The 18,794-nt window shown below is 69.4% G+C and carries 10 protein-coding genes and 2 pseudogenes; 4 read left to right on the top strand and 8 right to left on the bottom strand.

Annotated features, from left to right (window positions below):
* Positions 1-22 precede the first annotated feature (22 nt).
* Both N4G66_RS35890 and N4G66_RS35885 read left to right on the top strand, forming a co-directional pair.
* Entirely contained in the window at positions 23-1,951 is a 1,929-nt protein-coding gene (locus tag N4G66_RS35890) for a hypothetical protein (protein WP_261708490.1), read from the top strand.
* A gap of 266 nt (positions 1,952-2,217) precedes the next feature.
* Entirely contained in the window at positions 2,218-2,919 is a 702-nt protein-coding gene (locus N4G66_RS35885) for a TetR/AcrR family transcriptional regulator (protein WP_261708489.1), read from the top strand.
* Between the two features lie 85 nt (positions 2,920-3,004).
* Here the strand turns inward: N4G66_RS35885 and N4G66_RS35880 are convergent, their stop codons facing one another.
* The 4 genes and pseudogenes from N4G66_RS35880 to N4G66_RS35865 form a co-directional block, all read right to left on the bottom strand.
* Positions 3,005-3,361 (bottom strand): 5-carboxymethyl-2-hydroxymuconate Delta-isomerase, encoded by a 357-nt coding sequence (locus N4G66_RS35880; protein ID WP_261708488.1) that lies wholly within the window; start codon positions 3,359-3,361, stop codon positions 3,005-3,007.
* A gap of 132 nt (positions 3,362-3,493) precedes the next feature.
* The gene (gene pulA / locus N4G66_RS35875; protein ID WP_261708525.1) at positions 3,494-8,893 is read right to left on the bottom strand and encodes a pullulanase-type alpha-1,6-glucosidase; all 5,400 of its coding nucleotides are present in this window, start codon (positions 8,891-8,893) and stop codon (positions 3,494-3,496) included.
* A gap of 144 nt (positions 8,894-9,037) precedes the next feature.
* Positions 9,038-10,420 (bottom strand): alpha-amylase, encoded by a 1,383-nt coding sequence (locus N4G66_RS35870; RefSeq protein ID WP_261708487.1) that lies wholly within the window; start codon positions 10,418-10,420, stop codon positions 9,038-9,040.
* A 198-nt stretch (positions 10,421-10,618) separates the two neighbouring features.
* Positions 10,619-12,304, bottom strand: a pseudogene (locus tag N4G66_RS35865) (IS200/IS605 family accessory protein TnpB-related protein).
* A 225-nt stretch (positions 12,305-12,529) separates the two neighbouring features.
* Between N4G66_RS35865 and N4G66_RS35860 the strand changes: the two are divergent.
* Both N4G66_RS35860 and N4G66_RS35855 read left to right on the top strand, forming a co-directional pair.
* Positions 12,530-12,901, top strand: a pseudogene (locus N4G66_RS35860) (RNA-guided endonuclease TnpB family protein); the annotation flags it as partial.
* A gap of 50 nt (positions 12,902-12,951) precedes the next feature.
* Entirely contained in the window at positions 12,952-13,095 is a 144-nt protein-coding gene (locus tag N4G66_RS35855; protein WP_261708486.1) for a carbohydrate-binding module family 20 domain-containing protein, read from the top strand.
* A gap of 189 nt (positions 13,096-13,284) precedes the next feature.
* Here the strand turns inward: N4G66_RS35855 and N4G66_RS35850 are convergent, their stop codons facing one another.
* From N4G66_RS35850 to N4G66_RS35835, 4 genes are all read right to left on the bottom strand, one after another.
* Entirely contained in the window at positions 13,285-14,964 is a 1,680-nt protein-coding gene (locus tag N4G66_RS35850; RefSeq protein ID WP_261708485.1) for a glycoside hydrolase family 13 protein, read from the bottom strand.
* Positions 14,965-15,213: 249 nt separating this feature from the next.
* Positions 15,214-16,125 (bottom strand): sugar ABC transporter permease, encoded by a 912-nt coding sequence (locus N4G66_RS35845; protein ID WP_261708484.1) that lies wholly within the window; start codon positions 16,123-16,125, stop codon positions 15,214-15,216.
* Between the two features lie 13 nt (positions 16,126-16,138).
* Positions 16,139-17,143 (bottom strand): carbohydrate ABC transporter permease, encoded by a 1,005-nt coding sequence (locus N4G66_RS35840; RefSeq protein WP_261708483.1) that lies wholly within the window; start codon positions 17,141-17,143, stop codon positions 16,139-16,141.
* Between the two features lie 130 nt (positions 17,144-17,273).
* The gene (locus N4G66_RS35835) at positions 17,274-18,548 is read right to left on the bottom strand and encodes an extracellular solute-binding protein (RefSeq protein ID WP_261708482.1); all 1,275 of its coding nucleotides are present in this window, start codon (positions 18,546-18,548) and stop codon (positions 17,274-17,276) included.
* Between the last annotated feature and the right edge of the window lie 246 nt (positions 18,549-18,794).

Below are 18,794 nucleotides of genomic sequence, written 5' to 3'. Positions count from 1 at the left end.
CGATTCGCTCGTTTTGCTGAACGTGCAGTCACAGGATGTAGCCCCGCGCCCCGCACCCTCCTCCGGAGCGGTCGTCGACGTCGAGCAGGCCGAGGCCGCGCTCGTCGAGCACTACCCGCGGCTGGTCCGGCTCGCTTATCTGATGCTTCCGCCGAGCCTCGGCCGCAACCGCAGGGTGCTGACCGCGCACGCCCTCACCCAGCGCGCGCTGCCGCGGGGCCGGGCGTCGGGCGACGCGTCGGTGATCCCGGCCCAGCAGAGCGGCGGCGGCCGCGACGCCGACCCGGGCTACGCCTTCGTACGCCTCCAGGTGGTGCGTACGGCGCTGGAGGCGGGGCTGCCGCTGAAGCGGCGGGCGTGGCCCAAGCGGTCCCAGCTGCCGCCCCTGCTCCCCCACGTGTGGGGCCTGCGGCTCTTCCCGCGCTCGGGCGGCGCCGACGAACTCGCCCTGGACCAGCGGCTGTCCGCGCTCTCGGGGCCGGCCCGCGCCGCGTATGTGCTGCGCGGTCTGGAGCAGCTGCCCGACGCGCATCTGCGCAAGGTGCTGGCTGCCGCCGGTGTCGAGAACCCGGCCGCCGCGCTGCAGGAGGCCGCGGGCGTCGAGGCGCGCGACGCCCTGCTCGAGTCCCCCGAGTTCGACCCCTGTTCGCTGCACGCCCGGCCCACCGACCTGATGCGACGCCGTCGGCACATGAAGGCCGGGCTCGCCGCCACCGCCGCCGTGATCGTGTGCGGCGCGCTGCTCGGACTGCCCGGCGACGGCTGGGGCCCGGACGGCGCCGCGGCCCCCTCCTACGCGCAGAACCCGGCCGCCGAGGCCGCCCTCGACCCGGCCCGGCTGGAGCGCGTGCCGGCCGCGGCCTGGGAGTCCTCCGCGCGTACCGACTTCTCCGTGTGGCCCGCGCGCGGCAACCTCGTCAAGGACACGGCGCTGCTGCGCCGCGCGCTCGCCGTCTGGGCCAGGCCCGGCGAGTCCGTGCGGGTCGCGGCGACGCCCGGCACGCCCTCCGGGGCCCCGCCCGGACCGCCCCAGCTGCTGTACGCGGGCGATGTCGACCAGGCTCGGGTGGTGCTCCTCTACGACGGTCTGCGCATCGCGCGGTACGCCGAGCCGAGGGACGGCACGGGCGGCGCGGCACTCGACTTCGCTCGGGTCGACGGGGCGAGCGGGGCCGGGGCGAGCGCGGTGCTGCTGGGCCGGACCGACGGCAACGTCCGCTATCTGACCGCCCCGTGGGTGACCCAGGCCGCCGAGCGCGACCTGCTGAAGCCCTCCGCCGGGACGATGGACCTCACCCTGTCCGCGGACGGCGCCACCTCTCCGCTGGCAGGACCGCCGCGGACCGGCGCGTGCACGTCGTGGAACGTGCTCCAGATCAAGGACGGTTCCGGCACCCACCTGCTGACCGACCTCGGCGAGCTGGCCCCTGCCCACCTCACCTCGGGACGGCCCACCGCGCCCCGGGAGGCGGCAAGCGCCGAGAGCCTGCGGACGTGGGCGCCGTTCGCGTGCTCGCTGGCCTCCGTGCGCTCGCAGGGCGTGCGGTCCGTGAACGCCTGGCGGTACGCGCAGCAGCCGCTGCCGGACGGGAGCGGACCGGCCGCGTGGGTGTGCACGCGCGCCGACACCTGGCGAGGCGGCGGCACCCTGGCGCTGGCCCTGTTCCGCGCTCCCGGCGGGACGTACGGAGCGGTCGTCGCGAAGGCCGAGGACTCCCCGGCGTGCGGCTCCCGCGATCCGCATGTGCTGGCCGGTGTGCTGTGGAAGTCGGGTGCGGGAGCGTGGTATCTCCTCGCGGCCGGCAGCAAGGACACGGCGTCGGTCGGCGCGACGGGCGGGGTGCGCGGGTCGGCGGAGGGATCCCTGCTCGCCGTACGGACGAAGAAGGGGGCACGGGCCGAGCTGAAGGGGACCCTGACGGACGGCCGAGGGATCACCGGGCTGCGCTGAGCTCCCCCACGCTTTGCCGACGCGCTTTGCCGACGCGCAGTGCCGACAAGCAGCATCACGCGGGCGGAGTGCTCGTCCCCGGGGGACACGGCTTCGCACGCGGTGCAGGTCCGGATACGTCCGGGCAGCCGGTCCCTGATGTCCTTCAGCACCTTGGCGCGGTACCTGCCCGGAGCGAAAGCCGGGACATCCCCGCGGGAGTCAGGTGAACACCGTCGGCCCGGACCGGCCCGTTCCGGGCCGGATCCGATCGGTAAGGTATTCGCATGACAACCGGGGTACGCCGCAGGATGGGTGTCGAGGAGCGACGGCAGCAGTTGATCGGCGTCGCCCTCGAACTGTTCAGCCGACGCTCGCCCGACGAGGTCTCCATCGACGAGATAGCCGCTTCCGCCGGCATCTCGCGACCGCTGGTGTACCACTATTTCCCGGGCAAACTGAGTCTGTACGAAGCGGCGTTGCAGCGTGCCGCCGACGATCTCGCGGGCCGGTTCGTGGAGTCCCGCGAGGGGCCGCTGGGTGCGCGGCTGCTGCGGGTGATGCGCAGGTTCTTCGACTTCGTGGACGACCACGGGCCCGGTTTCGCCGCGTTGATGCGGGGCGGCCCGGCCGTCGGCTCGTCGACCACCAACGCCCTCGTCGACGCCGTACGACAGGCGGCGTACCTCCAGATCCTGTCCCATCTGGACGTCGAGACCCCGCCCGCCCGGCTGGAGCTGGTGATCCGCTCCTGGATCTCGCTCGTCGAGTCGACCGCGCTGATCTGGCTGGACGGGCGGCGGATTCCGCGCGGTGAGCTGGAGGTGCAGCTCGTGCACGACTTCGCGGCCCTGGCCGCGGTGAGCGCCGCCTACGACCCGGAGGTCGCCCAGCTGCTGCGCAAGGGCCTCAGGGACGAGCCGGGCGACGGACCGTTCACCGACCTCGTCGTCCGGCTGCTCGCGCTCGCCTCGCCGCCCACGGCGTAGGCGTCGTAGGCGTTGCGGGAACGGGCGCGGGGTTCTGCCGCGCGCCCGGCCGGGCGCGCCCCGGACCCGGCCCGGAGCCTTGGGACTACGCCTCGAACTTGCGGTACGACGGGTCGAGGTCGCGCACCTCGGCCGAGACGTGCAGCTCCAGCCCTTCGGCCTGCTTCACATGGGTCTTCAGCAGCTCGACTACGGCCTCGGTCAGCTTCACCTTGACCGCCTCGGTCCGCCCGGCGAGCAGGCCGAGGGTGACATGGACGACGGCGTGTCCGGCCGTGTCCGCGCCGACGACGGTGTCCTCGGTCCGGCGGAACTGCGTCTTGCACGCACCGATCTTCGCGGCCGCCGTCTCGACCACCTCCGCGTGCAGGGCCAGGGCGAACCCGTGCCGGTCGAATGCGTCTTCGAGCGACGCGGAGTAGTCGACGGTGATCTGCGGCATGAGCACTCCTGTTCCAGGGACAGTCGTGATCACCCTAGCCGCAGCACCGGCGGCGCAAGCCGGTGAGGGCGGCTCCGGATCCCGGCTCGAACTCCCGGTCTCCGGCTCCGCCCTCACCACGCTAGCCCGCTGTCACGGTGTCCGGGTGAACACCGCCACCGTCCGGCCCGGGACGGCGAAGGTGCCCGTTCCCTTGGCGTAGGACGAGGACTTGACGACCGGGTCCGTGCCCGCCGCCTGCGCCGGGTGCAGCGTGTATCCCGTCCCGGCCAGGGAGCCGACGGTCTGCTCCTGCTTCTCGGGGGTCGCGTTGAAGACGATCACGAGAGCACCGAGGCGCACGGTGATCACTCCAGGGGTCTCGTCCTTCCCCGACAGCGGGAAGGAGAGCTGCGACTGCACCTGACCGGCCGTGGAGAGCGAGAAGACCTTCTCGGTCGTACGGATCCGCTGCAGGTCCCGGAAGGCGGCCGACGTGCCGTCGATCTGGTTGCAGCCCACCTTGACCGAGGTCAACAGCGGTGTGGCGTAAGGCCACTTGGAGGCGCTGTCGGCGGCCATCGGCAGCCCGCGCCCAAAGCCGTTGCCGTCCTGGCAGTTCCAGTGGATGGCGTTGAACCAGTCACCGCTGTCGAAGGAGTTGCGGTCCAGGGACTTGGAGCGCAGCAGGTCGGAGCCGGCCTGGGAGAGGGACGGACCCTGCGAGAGGGTGGCCGTCGCCATCGCCAGGACCTGCATCCGGGCCCGGTCGGCGGCGCTCGTCGTCGCGGGCAGCTTGTACGTCAGCGCGTCGTACAGCGACTCGTTGTCGTGCGCGTCGGCGTAGGCGAGCGCGTCACCGGGCGCGGCCGCGTAGCCGGCGGGCTGGCCGTTGTAGTCGATCTCGGAGCCCTTGACCTCCTTGCCGGCGGAGTCGGTGAAGTGGAACGCGGCCAGGTTGCCGCTCAGGCCGACCTTGATGAGGTCCTGGTAGTGCAGCAGGCGGGCCTTCTGCTCGGCCGGAGTGCCGTTGGCGGCGGAGGAGTTGGGGTCGGTGTAGAGGCCCGAGCCGAAGCCCTGGACGCCGGGGTCGGAGTCGAAGGGGCTGCCGCCGCGGACGGCGTCACGGGCACGGTCGGAGAAGGTCGCGATGCCCGTCCCGGCCATGTTCTTCTGGGTGGCCTGGACGAACCGGGCGTCGTCGGCGACCTCGCCGAAGTTCCAGCCCTCGCCGTACAGGATGATCTTCTTGCCGTCGACGCCGTCCTTCGCGACGGTGAGCCCGTCCAGGGCCTTCCTGACCGCGAGGATGTTGGCCTTGGGCTGGTGTCCCATGAGGTCGAAGCGGAAGCCGTCGACCTTGTACTCCTTGGCCCAGGTGACGATCGAGTCCACCACCAGCTTGCCCATCATGGCGTTCTCGGTGGCCGTGTTGGAGCAGCAGGTGGAGTTGGCGACGCTGCCGTCGGCGAGGAGCCGCTGGTAGTAGCCGGGGACGATCTTGTCAAGGACGCTGGTGTCGGCCTGGCCGCTCGCGGCGGTGTGGTTGTAGACCACGTCCATGACGACCCGCAGGCCGTCCTCGTTCAGCGACTTGACCATCTTGCGGAACTCGACCGTGCGCCCGGTGCCGTCGGGGTCGGTGGCGTAGGAGCCCTCGGGAACCGTGTAGTGGTACGGGTCGTAGCCCCAGTTGTAGGCGTCCTTGGCGGCGGTCTTCGCCACGCACTCCTGCTGCTTCTGGGAGTCGGCCGCGTAGGAGGCGAGATCGCAGTCGGTGCTCTGCTGGTCCGCCTTCTTCTCGGGGATGGTGGCGATGTCGAACGCGGGCAGCAGGTGCACGTACGAGGTGCCGGACGCAGCCAGCTTCCTCAGGTGCTTCGAGCCGTCGCTGTTCTTGTCGGTGAAGGCGAGGTAGGTGCCCTTGTCCTTCGCGGGGACGGTCTTGTCCGCCACCGAGAAGTCCCGGATGTGCAGTTCCTGGATCTGCGCGTCGTTCAGCGGTACGGCCTTGGGCTTCTTCAGCGCCGACCAGCCGGACGGGGCAAGGGACTTGGCGTCGAGGTCGACGACCAGGCTGCGCTCCGAGTCGGCGGTCAGGGCCACCGAGTACGGGTCGGTCACCTTGTTGGTGACGATCTTTTGGACGGTCGGCGCCCACACCTTCACGACGTAGCGGTAGGGCTTGCCCGTCCAGGACTTCTTGCCGGTGACGGACCAGACGCCGGTGGCGTCGTCGCGCTTCATGGCGACGGTGGAGCCGTCGAGGTCGAGGGCGACCGACTGGGCGGTGGGGGCCCACACCGAGAGGGTGGGGACTCCGTGGTGGAAGACCGGTCCGAGGTTCGCCTTCGTCGCGGGGTACAGGTCGTCGAGGGCTCCGGCGATCTGCACGCCGGTCGCCGCCAGCACGGCGCCGTTCGCGGCCCGCTGCGAGGCGACGAGCTGGCCGCCGAGCGCCGAACGCACCCGGTCGCGGTCGCGCGGGTCCACGGACCAGGCGGTGTACGCCTTCAGGTACGGGAACTTCGCCTTCTGGGCGTCGGTGAGCGTGGTCTTGGACAGCCGCAGCCAGCGCTCGTCGTCGCTGGTCAGGCCGCCGTCCTTGACGGCGATCGAGCCGTCGTGGGAGGAGAGGAGCTGGGTGGACACGGCGGCGTCGGAGCCGTTCCAGGCGACCGTGTTCCGGTCGATCCAGACCGCCTTGGAGGTGGTCAGGTCGAGCGCGGCCGCGCTGCCCGCGGGCTGCGGCAGCAGGTACTTCTCCTGACCGTTCAGCAGCCACACCTCGTGGCCGTTGGCCGTGAGGTCCAGGGACTGGTCGGTGGGCAGGTCCTTGTCGTCGCCCTTGTGGAGGATGTAGCTGAGGCTGCCGGCGCCCTCGGCGAGCGGCACCTCGTAGACGGCGCCGTAGGCGTCGGTCCGCACCGGCTCCAGGGGCTTCGTCCAGTCCGTGGGCGTCGCGGCCCCGGTCCACACGTGCAGACCCCAGCCGGCGTAGTCGCCGTCGGCGCGGTGGTAGTGGATGACCGCCTTGGTCTTGTCCTGGGCGGGCAGGTCGGGCTGCTCGGTGAGGATGGTGTCCTTGCCCTGCTCGACCCAGACCTCGCCCGTCTTGGTGACGTCGATCGTGCGGTCGCTCGCGACGTCCTTGTTGCCGTCCTTGTCGATGACCAGGAAGCCCACACTGGAGGCTCCGGGCTTCAGCTTCACGTAGGCGAAGGCGCCGTAGGCGTCCCGGCCGACGAAGTCGTGGCCGGCCGGCCAGGTGGTGCCCTCACCGTCGGCGATGTCGCCCCAGGCGTACAGGCGCCAGTCGGTGTAGTCGCCGTCGGTGCGCTTGTAGTGGACGACCGCGTAGTCGCGCGAGGAGGCCGTCGGGATCTCCGCGGCGGGCGCGGTGCCGGTGGTGGACTCGGCGGTCGCGCTCGCCGTGTGTCCGGCCGAGTCGATGACGACGGCCTTGTAGCGCAGGGCGGTTCCGGCCGGTACGTCCTTGCCGATGGCCTGGGTGACCTTGTACGGGGCGTGGTCGGCGGAGCCGAGCGTGCGCCAGCTGCCGTCGCCGACCTGGGCGGCGAAGACGACACGGTCGAGCTGTCCGCCTTCGACGTCCGCAGACAGTTCGACGGTGCCGGTGGCGCCCGCGGCGGGGGCCTTCAGCGTCAGCGTCGGCTTGGCAGCGGGGGCGGCGAGCCGTCCCGCTGCCTTGAGGACGATGGCCGAGCCGGCCGGGACGGTGACGGTGACCTTCTTGTCCGCGTCGCTCTTCGCCGAGGCCGAGGTTCCGTATACGGCTCGGAAGTCCATGTTCGCCGAGCCCGTCGCGAACGTGGCCGACTTCGCGTCGTCGGCGTTGTTCACGGCGACGACGTACTCGGTGCCGGTCTTCGCGTCCGTGCGGGAGAAGGCGTACACACCGGCGCCGTCCGCGGCGTACCGCTCCGTCTGGACTCCGTCGGTGAGGGCCGGGTTGTCCTTGCGCAGCTTGGAGAGAGCGCTGATCTCGGCGTAGAGCGGCGCGCTCGTGTCGTACGCGTCGCTCGCGTGCGTACGGTCGGTGCCGATCTCGTCGTCGTCGAGGTAGTCCGCGACCTTGGAGGCGAACATCGTCTGCCGGGCGTCCTTGTCACCGCCGGAGCCGGTGAAGCCCTGCTCGTCGCCGTAGTAGACGACGGGGTTGCCGCGGCTGAGGAACATCAGCTCGTTGGCGAGCTTGTCCTTCTTCAGCAGCTGGGCGTCGGTCGCCTCGGGGTTGTCCTGGTTCAGGAAGTACCCGATGCGGCCCATGTCGTGGTTGCCGAGGAAGGTGACCTGCTCGTAGGCGTTGGCCTTGTCGGTCGTGTACTTGTAGTCGTCCGCGAACAGGGACGCCAGCTTCTGCGCGCTGCCGCCCTGCGAGGCGTACGACCGGGCCGCGTCCTGGAAGGGGAAGTCCAGGGTGGCGTCGAGGCGGCCCTGGGTGACGTACGGCGAAGTGATCGACGTGTCGGCGGAGTAGACCTCGCCGAACATGAAGAAGTTCTTGCGCCCGTGCCTGGCCGCGTACGCGTCGAGGGCGGTCGCCCACTGCGTCCAGAACTCCATGTTCACGTGCTTCACGGTGTCGATCCGGAAGCCGTCGATGCCGAAGTCCTCGACCCACTTCTCGTAGATCTTCTCCATGCCGCTGACCACTTCGGGACGCTCGGTCCACAGGTCGTCGAGGCCGGAGAAGTCTCCGTACGTGGTGGACTCACCGGCGTAGGTGGAGTCGCCGCGGTTGGAGTACATCGTCGTGTCGTTGAGCCACGACGGGACCTTGGCGTTCTTCTTCGCGGCGGGAACCGTCGGCGTACGGGGGAAGGAGCCGGTGCCCACGGACGGGAACCCGTGGGTGCCGTCCGCGTAGTCCGCGTCGTCGAAGGGCTTCCCGTCCTTGGTCAGATACGGGAAGGCACCCTTGGAGAGGTAGTTGTAGGACTGCTCCTTGTAGTCGACGACATCGGCCGTGTGGTTGGTGATGACGTCGAAGAAGACCTTCATGCCCTTGGCGTGGGCCTTGGAGATCAGGGTCTCCAGGTCCTTGTTGGTGCCGAAGTGCGGGTCGACCCGGGTGAAGTCGGTGATCCAGTATCCGTGGTAGCCGGCCGAGGCGTCCTTGCCGGTGCCCTGGACGGGCTGGTTCTTGAAGATCGGCGCCATCCAGATGGCGGTGGTGCCGAGACCCTTGATGTAGTCGAGCCTCTTGGTCAGGCCCTTGAGGTCGCCGCCCTGGTAGAAGCCCTTGTCGGTGGGGTCATAGCCGGTCGACAGCCGGGAGCCGGTCAGTCCGCCCTCGTCGTTGGACGTGTCGCCGTTGGCGAAGCGGTCCGGCATCACGAAGTAGAACTGGTCGCGGGTGGAGTCGTGTCGCGCCGGCTCGGCGGCGAGCTTCGCGTCCGACGGCGGTGCGGGCGGGGTCTGGGCCCGCGCCACGAGGGGTTGCGCAAGCGATACGGCCAATGCGGCGGCGAGGACGGCTGCGCGCAGCCTGGGGCGGTCTGTGCGACGCGCCGGCCCTCTCGGTATCAGGTCCACAGCTGTGAACTCCTAGCGATTACGGCGTACTCGGGTCCGACCCCGCGCAGCGTTTCGGCCACGATGCCGAACGCCCGCGTGACCGTATCGCTCACGCAAGGTTTACAGCAAGAGTCTTGCAACGTGCGGAAAGACTTTTCAGCAGCTGGACTTGCCCGCGTAGATGGCAAGTGCTGTGTTGGCACCCAGCGTCGCTGTGAACTGGCCGGAACTGTTCACCGTGATGCTCGTGCTGTTCTGGACGTTGCAGTAGGTTCCCGCGGTGAGCGAGGTGCTGTACGTCCGGCTCAGCGAGGAGGTCTCGTGGTTGATGGCCACGAAGCCCTTGCTGCCACGGCCGAAGGCGATGGCGTCGCCGCCGTTGTCCCACCAGTTCGTGAGGGACTGCCCGCGGGTGGCGTTACGGAAGGCGACCATCGACTTGATCTCCGGCCAGGCGTGCTGGCACTTCCAGCCGTCCTGCCAACAGGCGTTGACGGTACCGCCGTTGGGCGGTCCGGCGTCCGCGTCGGACCACTCGTAGCCGGAGTTGATGTCGGGGGCGCCGTAGGGGTACGCGAGCATGAAGACGTTGGCGAGGGTGTAGTTCGCCCCGTCCTTGTAGTTGAGCGTCGAGCCGTTGCGCTCGGTGTCGTGGTTGTCGACGAAGACGGCCGCGACCGAGCTGCTCATGTAGCCCCAGCCCTCGCCGTAGTTCTTCAGGTAGGCGAGGTTCTCGTTGTTGAAGACCCGCTTGAGGTCGTAGGCGTAGCGGAACTCCTGGACGTCGCCGTTGCCGGTGTACTCGGTGGGCTGGACGGCCTCGCCCGAGCCGTAGATGACCTCCTGCTTCCAGTAGACGGACGGATTGCTCAGCCGGGACTTGATGTTGGCGAGGTCGGCCGCCGGGATGTGCTTGGCGGCGTCGATGCGGAACCCGTCGACGCCGTAGCCGAGCAGGGTGTTCATGTAGCCGGCGATGGCCGAGCGGACGTACGTCTCGCCGGTGTCCAGGTCGGCGAGTCCGACGAGTTCGCAGTTCTGGACGTTGGCGCGGTTGGTGTAGTCGCTGATGGTGGCCGTGCAGTCGTCCATGTCGGCGGACGAGTACAGGCCCGGGTAGTTGTACTTCGTGTACGAAGAGCCGCCCGTGCCGGTGCCGGATCCGGCCGACATGTGGTTGACGACCGTGTCCGTCACGACCTTCACACCGGCCGCGTGGCAGGTGCTGACCATGTTCTTGAAGGCGGTGGCGTCGCCGAGCCGGCCGGCGATCTTGTAGCTCACGGGCTGGTACGAGGTCCACCACTGCGAGCCCTGTATGTGCTCGGCGGGCGGGGACACCTGGACGTAGCCGTATCCGGCGGGGCCCAGCGTGTTGGTGCATTCCTTGGCGACCGAGTCGAATTTCCACTCGAACAGGACGGCGGTGACGTCCTTGGTGCCCGGCGGCGAGGCCGCCGCCGAACCGGGGGGAACGGTCACCGAGACCGCCAGGCCCGCCACGAGGGCGAACGAGGCGGCAAGCGTTTTCCTTGCCATGTGTGTGTGCTCCTGCACTTCGTCGTGCGGGTGGGGGGATCGGAACGTACCGCTTGCAATCAAGTTTCAGCAAGATGTCGAAAGAACTTCCAACTCCCTTATTGACGCGCCCCCTTCGGCGGTCCCACGCTCCACATGGGTCGGCTCTCCGCGCCCCGCGGACATGCCGACCGGATCAGGAGAGGAGCCGCACCGTTCCTAAAGACCGAGCGGGAGTGAGTCCTGTTGCCAGGACTCGTGCTCGGCCGAACGCCCCGGACGGTGTTGGGCTCCCCCACTGCCTTAAGGGCGTGGGAGGTACCCCCAGGTTGCCCGCGTTCGCTCCGCGTCCGGGCGGCACGGATCGTGTCCGTGGTCCGGGAATGCGGGGGCGGCCCGCGGCCGGAGGCCGCTGATGAACAGCGCCTCACGTCCCGGGGTGGCCGGTCGGGCCTGGACGGTCCGATGCCCGTACCCATCACTCTGGTGGGTACGGGGCGGTGCCGTCCGACGCCTGACCGGATGCCCCAGGGCGCGCCTTCCGATCGCCACGGCGGCAGCGTCGTGGCGGGTGGTGGTGCGTTTGCTGGTGGTGAGGGGTTTTTGCCAGTGCTGGGCGCCCCAGCGGGAGGTGCAGGCGGGGTCGACCGCGACCAGCGGGATGCCAAGCTCGGCGGCCATGGAGACCAGCCGGGCGCGGAGCCGGGCGACTGGCATGCCGGAGATCAGTTTGCGGAAGTGTTTGCGGCGGCCGTGTTTCTCCCGGCTGGTCTCGGCGGTGAAGTCGAGGTCCTCCACCGCGATCGCCAACCGGTGCCGGGCGGCCCAGTGGAGCAGGCGGGTCAGGGCGTGGCGTACCTGGGCGTCGCGGTGGTCGGCGGTGCCGGACAGGGTGTAGTCGAAGCGGCGCGGGGCGCCGACCGGGTTGCCGTGCACGTCCAGCCGCCAGGCCGCGAGGTGATCGGCGTTCGTGTCGACACCGATCAGGCCGCCGGTCCGGACGGCGGCCAGGAGCACCGTCTGGACGGGTGGGATGGTCCAGGAGGCGGTCAGATACCAGCGGTTGCGCTGGACGTCCTCGTGGATGCGGTAGGCCACCGCCCGGTTCGCACCGACGCGGTCGCGCCATGTCTCGCCCCGGTGCGCGAACGACACCCTTGCCGCCAGGACGTAGCGCCCGTGCGGAGCATTGGCGAGGTGGGCGAGCGGGGCCGGGAGCCTGATGCTCACCTCACCGTCGGGGCTGACCCGGATCGTCTCGTTGCCGTACCGCTTCCCGGACTCGCCGTCCGCCCGCAGGAACCGACGCGACGCCTCCCACCGTGCACGCCACCGCTCCTCGGCGAGCTGGGCCTGTTCCAGGTGGTAACGGTTGTTGAACAGCCGTTTCCCTCCCCGCACCACCCGCACCCGCCCGGCCGCCCAGTCGGCCCCCGCCCGCTCCAGCCGGTCCTCCAGTACCCCCAGTCGACGCGTCTTGGCATGCCACTCCCGCCGACTCCTGTAACCACCGGGCCCCCGCTTCGAACCCTTCTCTCCGAGTGGGAGCGACAGTCGATGCCGGATAGTGTTCACGCCGGCTTCGAGCTGCTGGATGTGCGCGGCCTGGCCGCGCCGGGCCAGCGCCCACTGATCGTGCGTGGCCTTCGTCAACGACCCCGCCCACCGCGACGACGACTCCCCCGTCAGCGCACGCTTACGCGACGCCCACGCCTCGTTGCCGTGCTCCAGACCGGCCGCACACCGCGCCTTCAGGTCCCGGGACGCCAGCGAACCCAGATGGTCACCGACCAGCCGCAGCACCCTCTCGTCCTCAACCGTCAGCCCCTTGAGCCGGTCCCGGACCGCGACACCCGACGGACCGGGCACCACGAACGACGCGCCCACCACCCGCAACCCACCCAACCCGAACACCCCCAGCCCAGACCGGCCCAAGCGCCCCGCACCCCACTCAACGACCACCACCCGCACAGGTCACGCCTTCGAGACAAGAACTCCCGTTCCCACTTGCACCCTCATGCGGACCAACGTCATCGACAATCACCCATGCACGCCAGAACACCCTCACCGGCATTCAAAGAGCAGCAGTTGCCAACCCTCGATGGCCTACGACGAAGAAGGGTTCCCCGGCTGCTGGTGACCGTCGCGCTGGCGAAGGCATTCGGGTGTGGTTGGGTGGTGTTCGACGATGTGGTGCGCGCCCACCGGGCGGCCCACGCGGCCGGGCGCCCATCCCGACCACCGGGCAGCTGTCGAAGCAGCTGATCACCCAGGCGAAGACGACGCCTGAGCGGGCCCTGGCTGGGCGAGGTGTCCAGTGTGGTCCTGGAGCAGTCGCTGCGCGACACCGAGGCCGCGTACAGGAACTTCTTCGCGTGCCTCAAGGGCGAACGCAATGGCGCGAGGACCGGAGCGCCCCGGCTCAAGTCCCGTAAGGACAACCGGCAGTCGATCCGCTTCACCGCTAACGCCCGCTGGTCGATCACCGGCACCGGGAAGCTTGCGAGGATGGCGCACTGCCCTCGGCGTCGTACCCGTACTGGGGCCGGCCGGTGATCGTGCCCAAGTCGACGTCGTTCACCTACAAGTACATCAAGAAGGACGCCTCGGGCGCGGTGACCTGGGAGTCCGGGGACAACCGCGGCTACACCACGGGCTCGGGCGCCGGGTACTCGGTCAGCGACACCTGGAAGTAAGGGGCCACGCACGGAAGCGGTGCTCCGGCCGTCAGGTCCCGGAGCACCGCTCTCGCACGGGTCGGGCCGGCCATCAGGTGAAGGGTGCTCCGGCGGTCAGGACCGGAGCACCACTCACGCGGAGGCCGGGACGCCCGGCAGGCGAGCGGTACTCCGGCGGTCAGGACCGGAGCACCACTCACGTGTGTGTCAGACCGCCCACCACACGGTCGTGTCGGCGGGCAGCTTCGCCTTACCGTCCTGCGACAGGGTCACCTCGCCGCTGGCCACGAGCACCCGGCCGTACGCGGGAACGGTCACGGCCTCGCTGCCGGTGTTCGCGGTGCAGACGAACTCGCCGCGCCTGAAGGCGAGAACGCCCTCCGGTGCGGTCAGCCAGCTGACGGTCTCGCCCGCGCCGAGGTCGGCACGCTCGCGCCGCACCGCGAGCGCGTCGCGGTACAGCTCCAGGGTGGAACCCTCCGCACCGGTCTGCGCCTCGACGCTCAGCTCGGCCCACTCGGCGGGCTGCGGCAGCCAGCTGCCCCCGTCGCCGAAGCCGTACGACGAGCCGGCACGGGTCCACGGGATCGGCACCCGGCAGCCGTCGCGGAAGCCGTCCTGTCCGGCGCCCCGGAAGAAGGCGGGGTCCTGGCGCGCGTCGTCCGGCAGGTCGACGACGTCGGGCAGGCCGAGCTCCTCGCCCTGGTAGACGTAGGCGGAGCCGGGCAGAGCCAGCATCAGCAGGCTCGCCGCGCGGGCCCGGCGCAGACCCAGCGCCCGGTCGCCCGCGGTGCGGATCTGGGTGCCGAGGCCGGCCTCGTTGGCGAACCGGGTGGCGTGCCGCGTCACGTCGTGGTTGGACAGCACCCAGGTGGAGGGAGCGCCGACCGGGCGCATCGCGTCGAGCGTGCGGTCGATCACCGAGCGCAGCTCGGCCGCGTCCCAATGGGTGCCCAGGTACTGGAAGTTGAAGGCCTGATGCAGCTCGTCGGGGCGCACGTAGTTGGCGGTGCGCTCGATCGTCGGGGTCCACGCCTCGGCGACGAAGATGCGCTCACCGGAGTACTCGTCGAGGATCGTGCGCCACTGCCGGTAGATGTCGTGCACGCCGTCCTGGTCGAAGAACGGCATGACATCGTTGCCCAGCAGTTTCAGCTGGTCGTGGTCGCCGAGGTCGGGCAGGCCCGCCGCCTTGACCATGCCGTGCGCGACGTCGATACGGAAGCCGTCGACGCCCATGTCCAGCCAGAACCGCAGGATCGAGCGGAACTCGTCGCCCACGGCCGGGTGTTCCCAGTTGAAGTCGGGCTGCTCGGGCGCGAAGAGGTGCAGGTACCACTCGCCGGCCGTGCCGTCCGGCTCGGTGACCCGGGTCCACGCCGGGCCGCCGAAGATGGACTCCCAGTCGTTGGGCGGCAGCTCGCCGTTCTCGCCCTTGCCCGGCTTGAAGTGGTAGCGGTCGCGCAGGGAGGAGCCGGGGCCCTCGCGCAGCGCACGCTTGAACCACTCGTGCTGGTCCGAGGAGTGGTTGGGCACGAGGTCGACGATGATCCGCAGGCCCAGGCCGTGGGCGTCGCGGATCAGGGCGTCGGCGTCCAGCAGGTTGCCGAACATGGGGTCGACTGCCCGGTAGTCCGCCACGTCGTAGCCGGCGTCGGCCTGCGGCGAGGCGTAGAAGGGGCTGAGCCACACGGCGTCCACGCCGAGGTCGCGCAGGTACGGAAGTCGGGAACGTACGCCCTCCAGGTCACCCATGCCGTCGCCGTTGCTGTCGGCGAAGCTGCGCGGATAGACCTGGTAGATCACCGCGTCGCGCCACCAGTCGCGATGCGCGGCGACGGTGGCGAGAACGGAGTTCGGGGCCTGGTCGGCGGAGTGCTGGCTCATGGCGTCCTTGATGCGATGAGGGTCCCCGCGACCGAGCGCGGTCGGGCGTGGGGAGGAATTCGGCTGTGGGGGCAGACCCCTGCTCACGCGAGGCCGGGAGCACGGGGCGAGAGGCTTCGGGGCGAGAGGTGTCGGGGCAAGGAAATGAGGCGGCCGCGGTACCGGCGGGGTCGGATGGGCACCGCGGCCGCCACCCGCGCACTTCGAGCGCGCGGGAGTCTGCGGGCGTTCTGGGGGCGTCCTTACGGATCAGCCCTTCGTGCCGCCCGCGGTGAGTCCGGTCACCAGGTTCTTCTGCACCAGGTAGAAGAAGAGGGACACGGGTATCGCGACCAGCACGGCCGTCGCGGCCGCCAGGTTGCGCTGCGCGTCGTGCTCGCTGACGAAGGTCTGGAGTCCGACGGCGAAGGTGTACTTCGAGTCGTCCAGCATGAACGTCGAGGCGAAGGCGACCTCACCGAACGCGGTGATGAAATTGTAGAACGCGGCCACCGCGAGGCCCGGCTTGGCCAGCGGCAGGATCAGCCGGAAGAAGGTGCCGAAGGGGCTCAGCCCGTCGACGCGTCCGGCCTCGTCGATCTCGAACGGAATGGTGTCGAAGTAGCCCTTGAGCAGCCAGGCGCTGTAGGGCACCGCCGTCGAGCAGTAGACGATGATCAGGCCGAGGTAGGAGTCGATGAGCTGCAGGTCCGAGAGGATCTGGTACATCGGCACGATCAGCACGGCGATCGGGAACATCTGGGTGACCAGCAGGACCCACATGAACTTCTTGTAGCCGGGGAAGCGCATGCGCGAGACGGCGTAGCCGGTGGTGGCCGCGATCATCACGCCGATGACCGTGGTGCCGAGCGACACGATGAGCGAACTCTTCATCCACTCGAAGAAGCTCGTGTGCTGGAGCACGAACGAGTAGTTGCTGAACGTCATCGTGTTCCAGATGCGTCCGGGGTGCAGATAGTCGTCCTTGTCCGGGCCGAGGGACAGGAAGACGAGCCAGGCGATCGGGAACAGCGCGGCCAGGCTCGCGACGATCAGGATGCCGTGGGAGACGAGCCTGCCGGCGAGGCCGCGCCGGCCGCGCCTGCGCGCCGGACGCGGCGCCTCCTCGTGCACGGAAGCCTGGTCGGCCGGAGGAGGCGTCTGAAGTGTGGTGGTGCTCATGGAGACTCCTGCCTCAGATCGCGAGCTGCTGGTCATTGCGGTTCAGCCAGCGGCGGTAGAAGGAGGTGAAGACGATCAGGATGGCCAGCAGCAGCATGCCGTAGGCCGCCGACTGCGCGAAGTCGCGCGGCTGCTGTCCGAAGCCGAGGTAGTAGGCCCAGGTGACGAGGATCTGCGCGTCCGGCGCGGTGTTGCCGAACAGGATGAAGATCACGGCGAACTGGTTGAAGGTCCAGATGATGCCGAGGAGCACGACCGTGGAGCTGACCGACCGCAGACCCGGCAGGGTCACGAAGCGGAACTGCTGCCAGGCGTTCGCGCCGTCCATCTCGGCGGCCTCGTACAGCGTGCCGTCGATGGACTGGAGTCCGCCGAGCAGCGAGACCATCATGAACGGCACACCGCACCAGGTATTGACCATGATCGCGGAGAAGCGCTGCCAGAAGGTGTCCTCCAGCCACGCCGGCGACGGCAGGTGCACCGCGTGGAGCATGGAGTTGATGATGCCGCCGTCGGCGAGCATGAAGCGCCAGCCGAAGACGGTGACGAAGGTCGGCACGGCCCACGGCAGCACCAGGATCAGCCGGTAGACGGTGCGGCCGCGCAGCTTCTGGTTGAGGAGCAGCGCGAGACCCAGGCCGATGCAGTAGTGCAGGGCGACACACAGAACGGTCCAGGCGATGGTCCAGATGAAGTGCGACCAGAAGCGGTCGTACGACGTCGGACCCCACAGGATGTCCTTGTAGTTGTCCAGGCCGATGAACTTGTAGGTGGCGTCGATGTGATTGACGCCGATCGTGCGGGCCGAGTTGAGGCTGTTGGCGTCCGTGAACGTCAGATAGAGGCCCCGTACCAGGGGATAGAGCACCAATCCGCCGAGTACGACGACGACCGGGGCGATCATCGCGTACGCGTACCAGTACTTCTGGTACGAGTGCTTGAGACGCTGCATCCGGCCGGGACGCGGTGCTCGGTCACCGCGGCGCTTGCCGGTCGCGCGGTCGATGGCGACTGTCATGGTTCGACACCTTCTGCAAGATCAGGAGTTGGGCGCACACAGCCGGTGGCCGCCGGTTCCGTTCCCCCTGTCGGGGTCCCCCCGGCCCGACCGAAGTCGGGCCGGGGAAGGATCCGGCGGCCACACGGGCTCACTTGCTGAAGTCCGGGACCAGCTTGGCCATCGCCAGTTCGGCGTTGCTCAGGCCCTTGTCCAGGGACTCCTTGCCACCCGCGATCTTGGGCAGCTCGATGTCGAGCGGGCCCCACAGCGAGCTGTACTCGGGCAGTGCCGGGCGCGGCTGGGCGGCGGCGAGGACACCTTGGTAGCCGGCGATGCCCGGGTTGGCGTTGACCTCGGCGGTGTAGGCGTCGTCACGCGTCGGCAGCGTGGAGTTCTTGAGCGCGATGGTCGCCTGCGACGCCGCCGAGGTCATGAACTTCACGAACTTCAGCGAGGCCTCCTGGTGGGCCTTGTCCGAACCCGCGTACACGGAGAGGTTGTGGCCGCCGGTCGGGGCGCCCGCCTTGCCGGTGGAGCCGGCCGGGACGGTGGCGACACCGAGGTTCGTCTTGTCCGCGAACGCCGAACCCTTGTAGAAGTTGGTGATCTCCCACGGGCCCTGGACGATCGCGGCGACCTTGCCGTTCACGAACGCGTCCTGGATGTGGGCGTACGCGTCGGCGGTGGTGTCCGCCTTGTGCAGGCCCTTGCCGGAGAACAGACCCTGCCAGGTGCCGTACGCCTTCTTCGCGGCGGCCGAGTTCACCGTGATCTTCTTGGCGGTGGCGTCGACGGTGTCGGTGCCCTCGCCGTAGAGGAAGTTCATCGCGTAGTAGGCCTGGGTCGAGCCCCAGTAGCCGTCGACGCCGGTCTTCTTCTTGATCGTCGCGGCGGCGGTCTTCAGGTCGGCCCAGGTCTTGGGGGCCTCGCTGATGCCGGCCTTCTTGAACAGCGCCTTGTTGTAGACGAGGGCGAGGGTGTCGGTGACCAGCGGCACACCGTACGTCTTGCCGTCGAACTTGGCCTGCTCGATCAGGTTGGACTTGAACTTGGCCTGGTCCGCGAGGGCGGCGGTGCCGTCGAGCGGCAGGAAGAAGCCCTTCTTCGCGAAGGCCGGGGTCCAGCCGACCTCGGAGCGCAGGATGTCCGGGGCGCCCTTGGAACCGGCGGCCGTGTCGAACTTGTTCTGCGCCTGGTCGAAGGGCACGTTGACGTACTTGACCTTGATGGTCGGGTTGGCCTTCTCGAACTGCTTGGCCAGGGCCTGGTACGTCGGCGCCTCATTGGTGGCGTTGGAAGTGTCCCACCATGTGATGGTGGTGGGGCCCGCAGACTTGTCGCTGCTGCTGTCACTGCCGCCGCAGGCCGTCGCCGCGAGGGCGATGGACGCCACCAGCGCGGTGGCCGCTATGCCACGCCGCATGAGATCTCCTTGAGGGTGAAAGCCCGAGTAGGTGGGGAATCGGTCCCGCCCGATCCCCTTGCCGACTTGCCGACTGCGCCGTTGCGTCCGCCGGGCGACGTGAACGTAACAGCGTTGTAAGCGGCGCGAAAGACCTTGCAGCAAAAAAGTGCAAGAACTGCCGACAGTTACGGGCCCGTGACCTCGGGGCAGCCGTCCCGAAACCCTGCTACCAGGCCGCTCAGCAGACATCCGGGCCTCTGTGCA

This window comes from Streptomyces rhizosphaerihabitans (genome assembly GCF_025399795.1).
Taxonomy (GTDB): domain Bacteria; phylum Actinomycetota; class Actinomycetes; order Streptomycetales; family Streptomycetaceae; genus Streptomyces; species Streptomyces rhizosphaerihabitans.
This window is presented reverse-complemented; position numbering and strand designations above follow the sequence as displayed.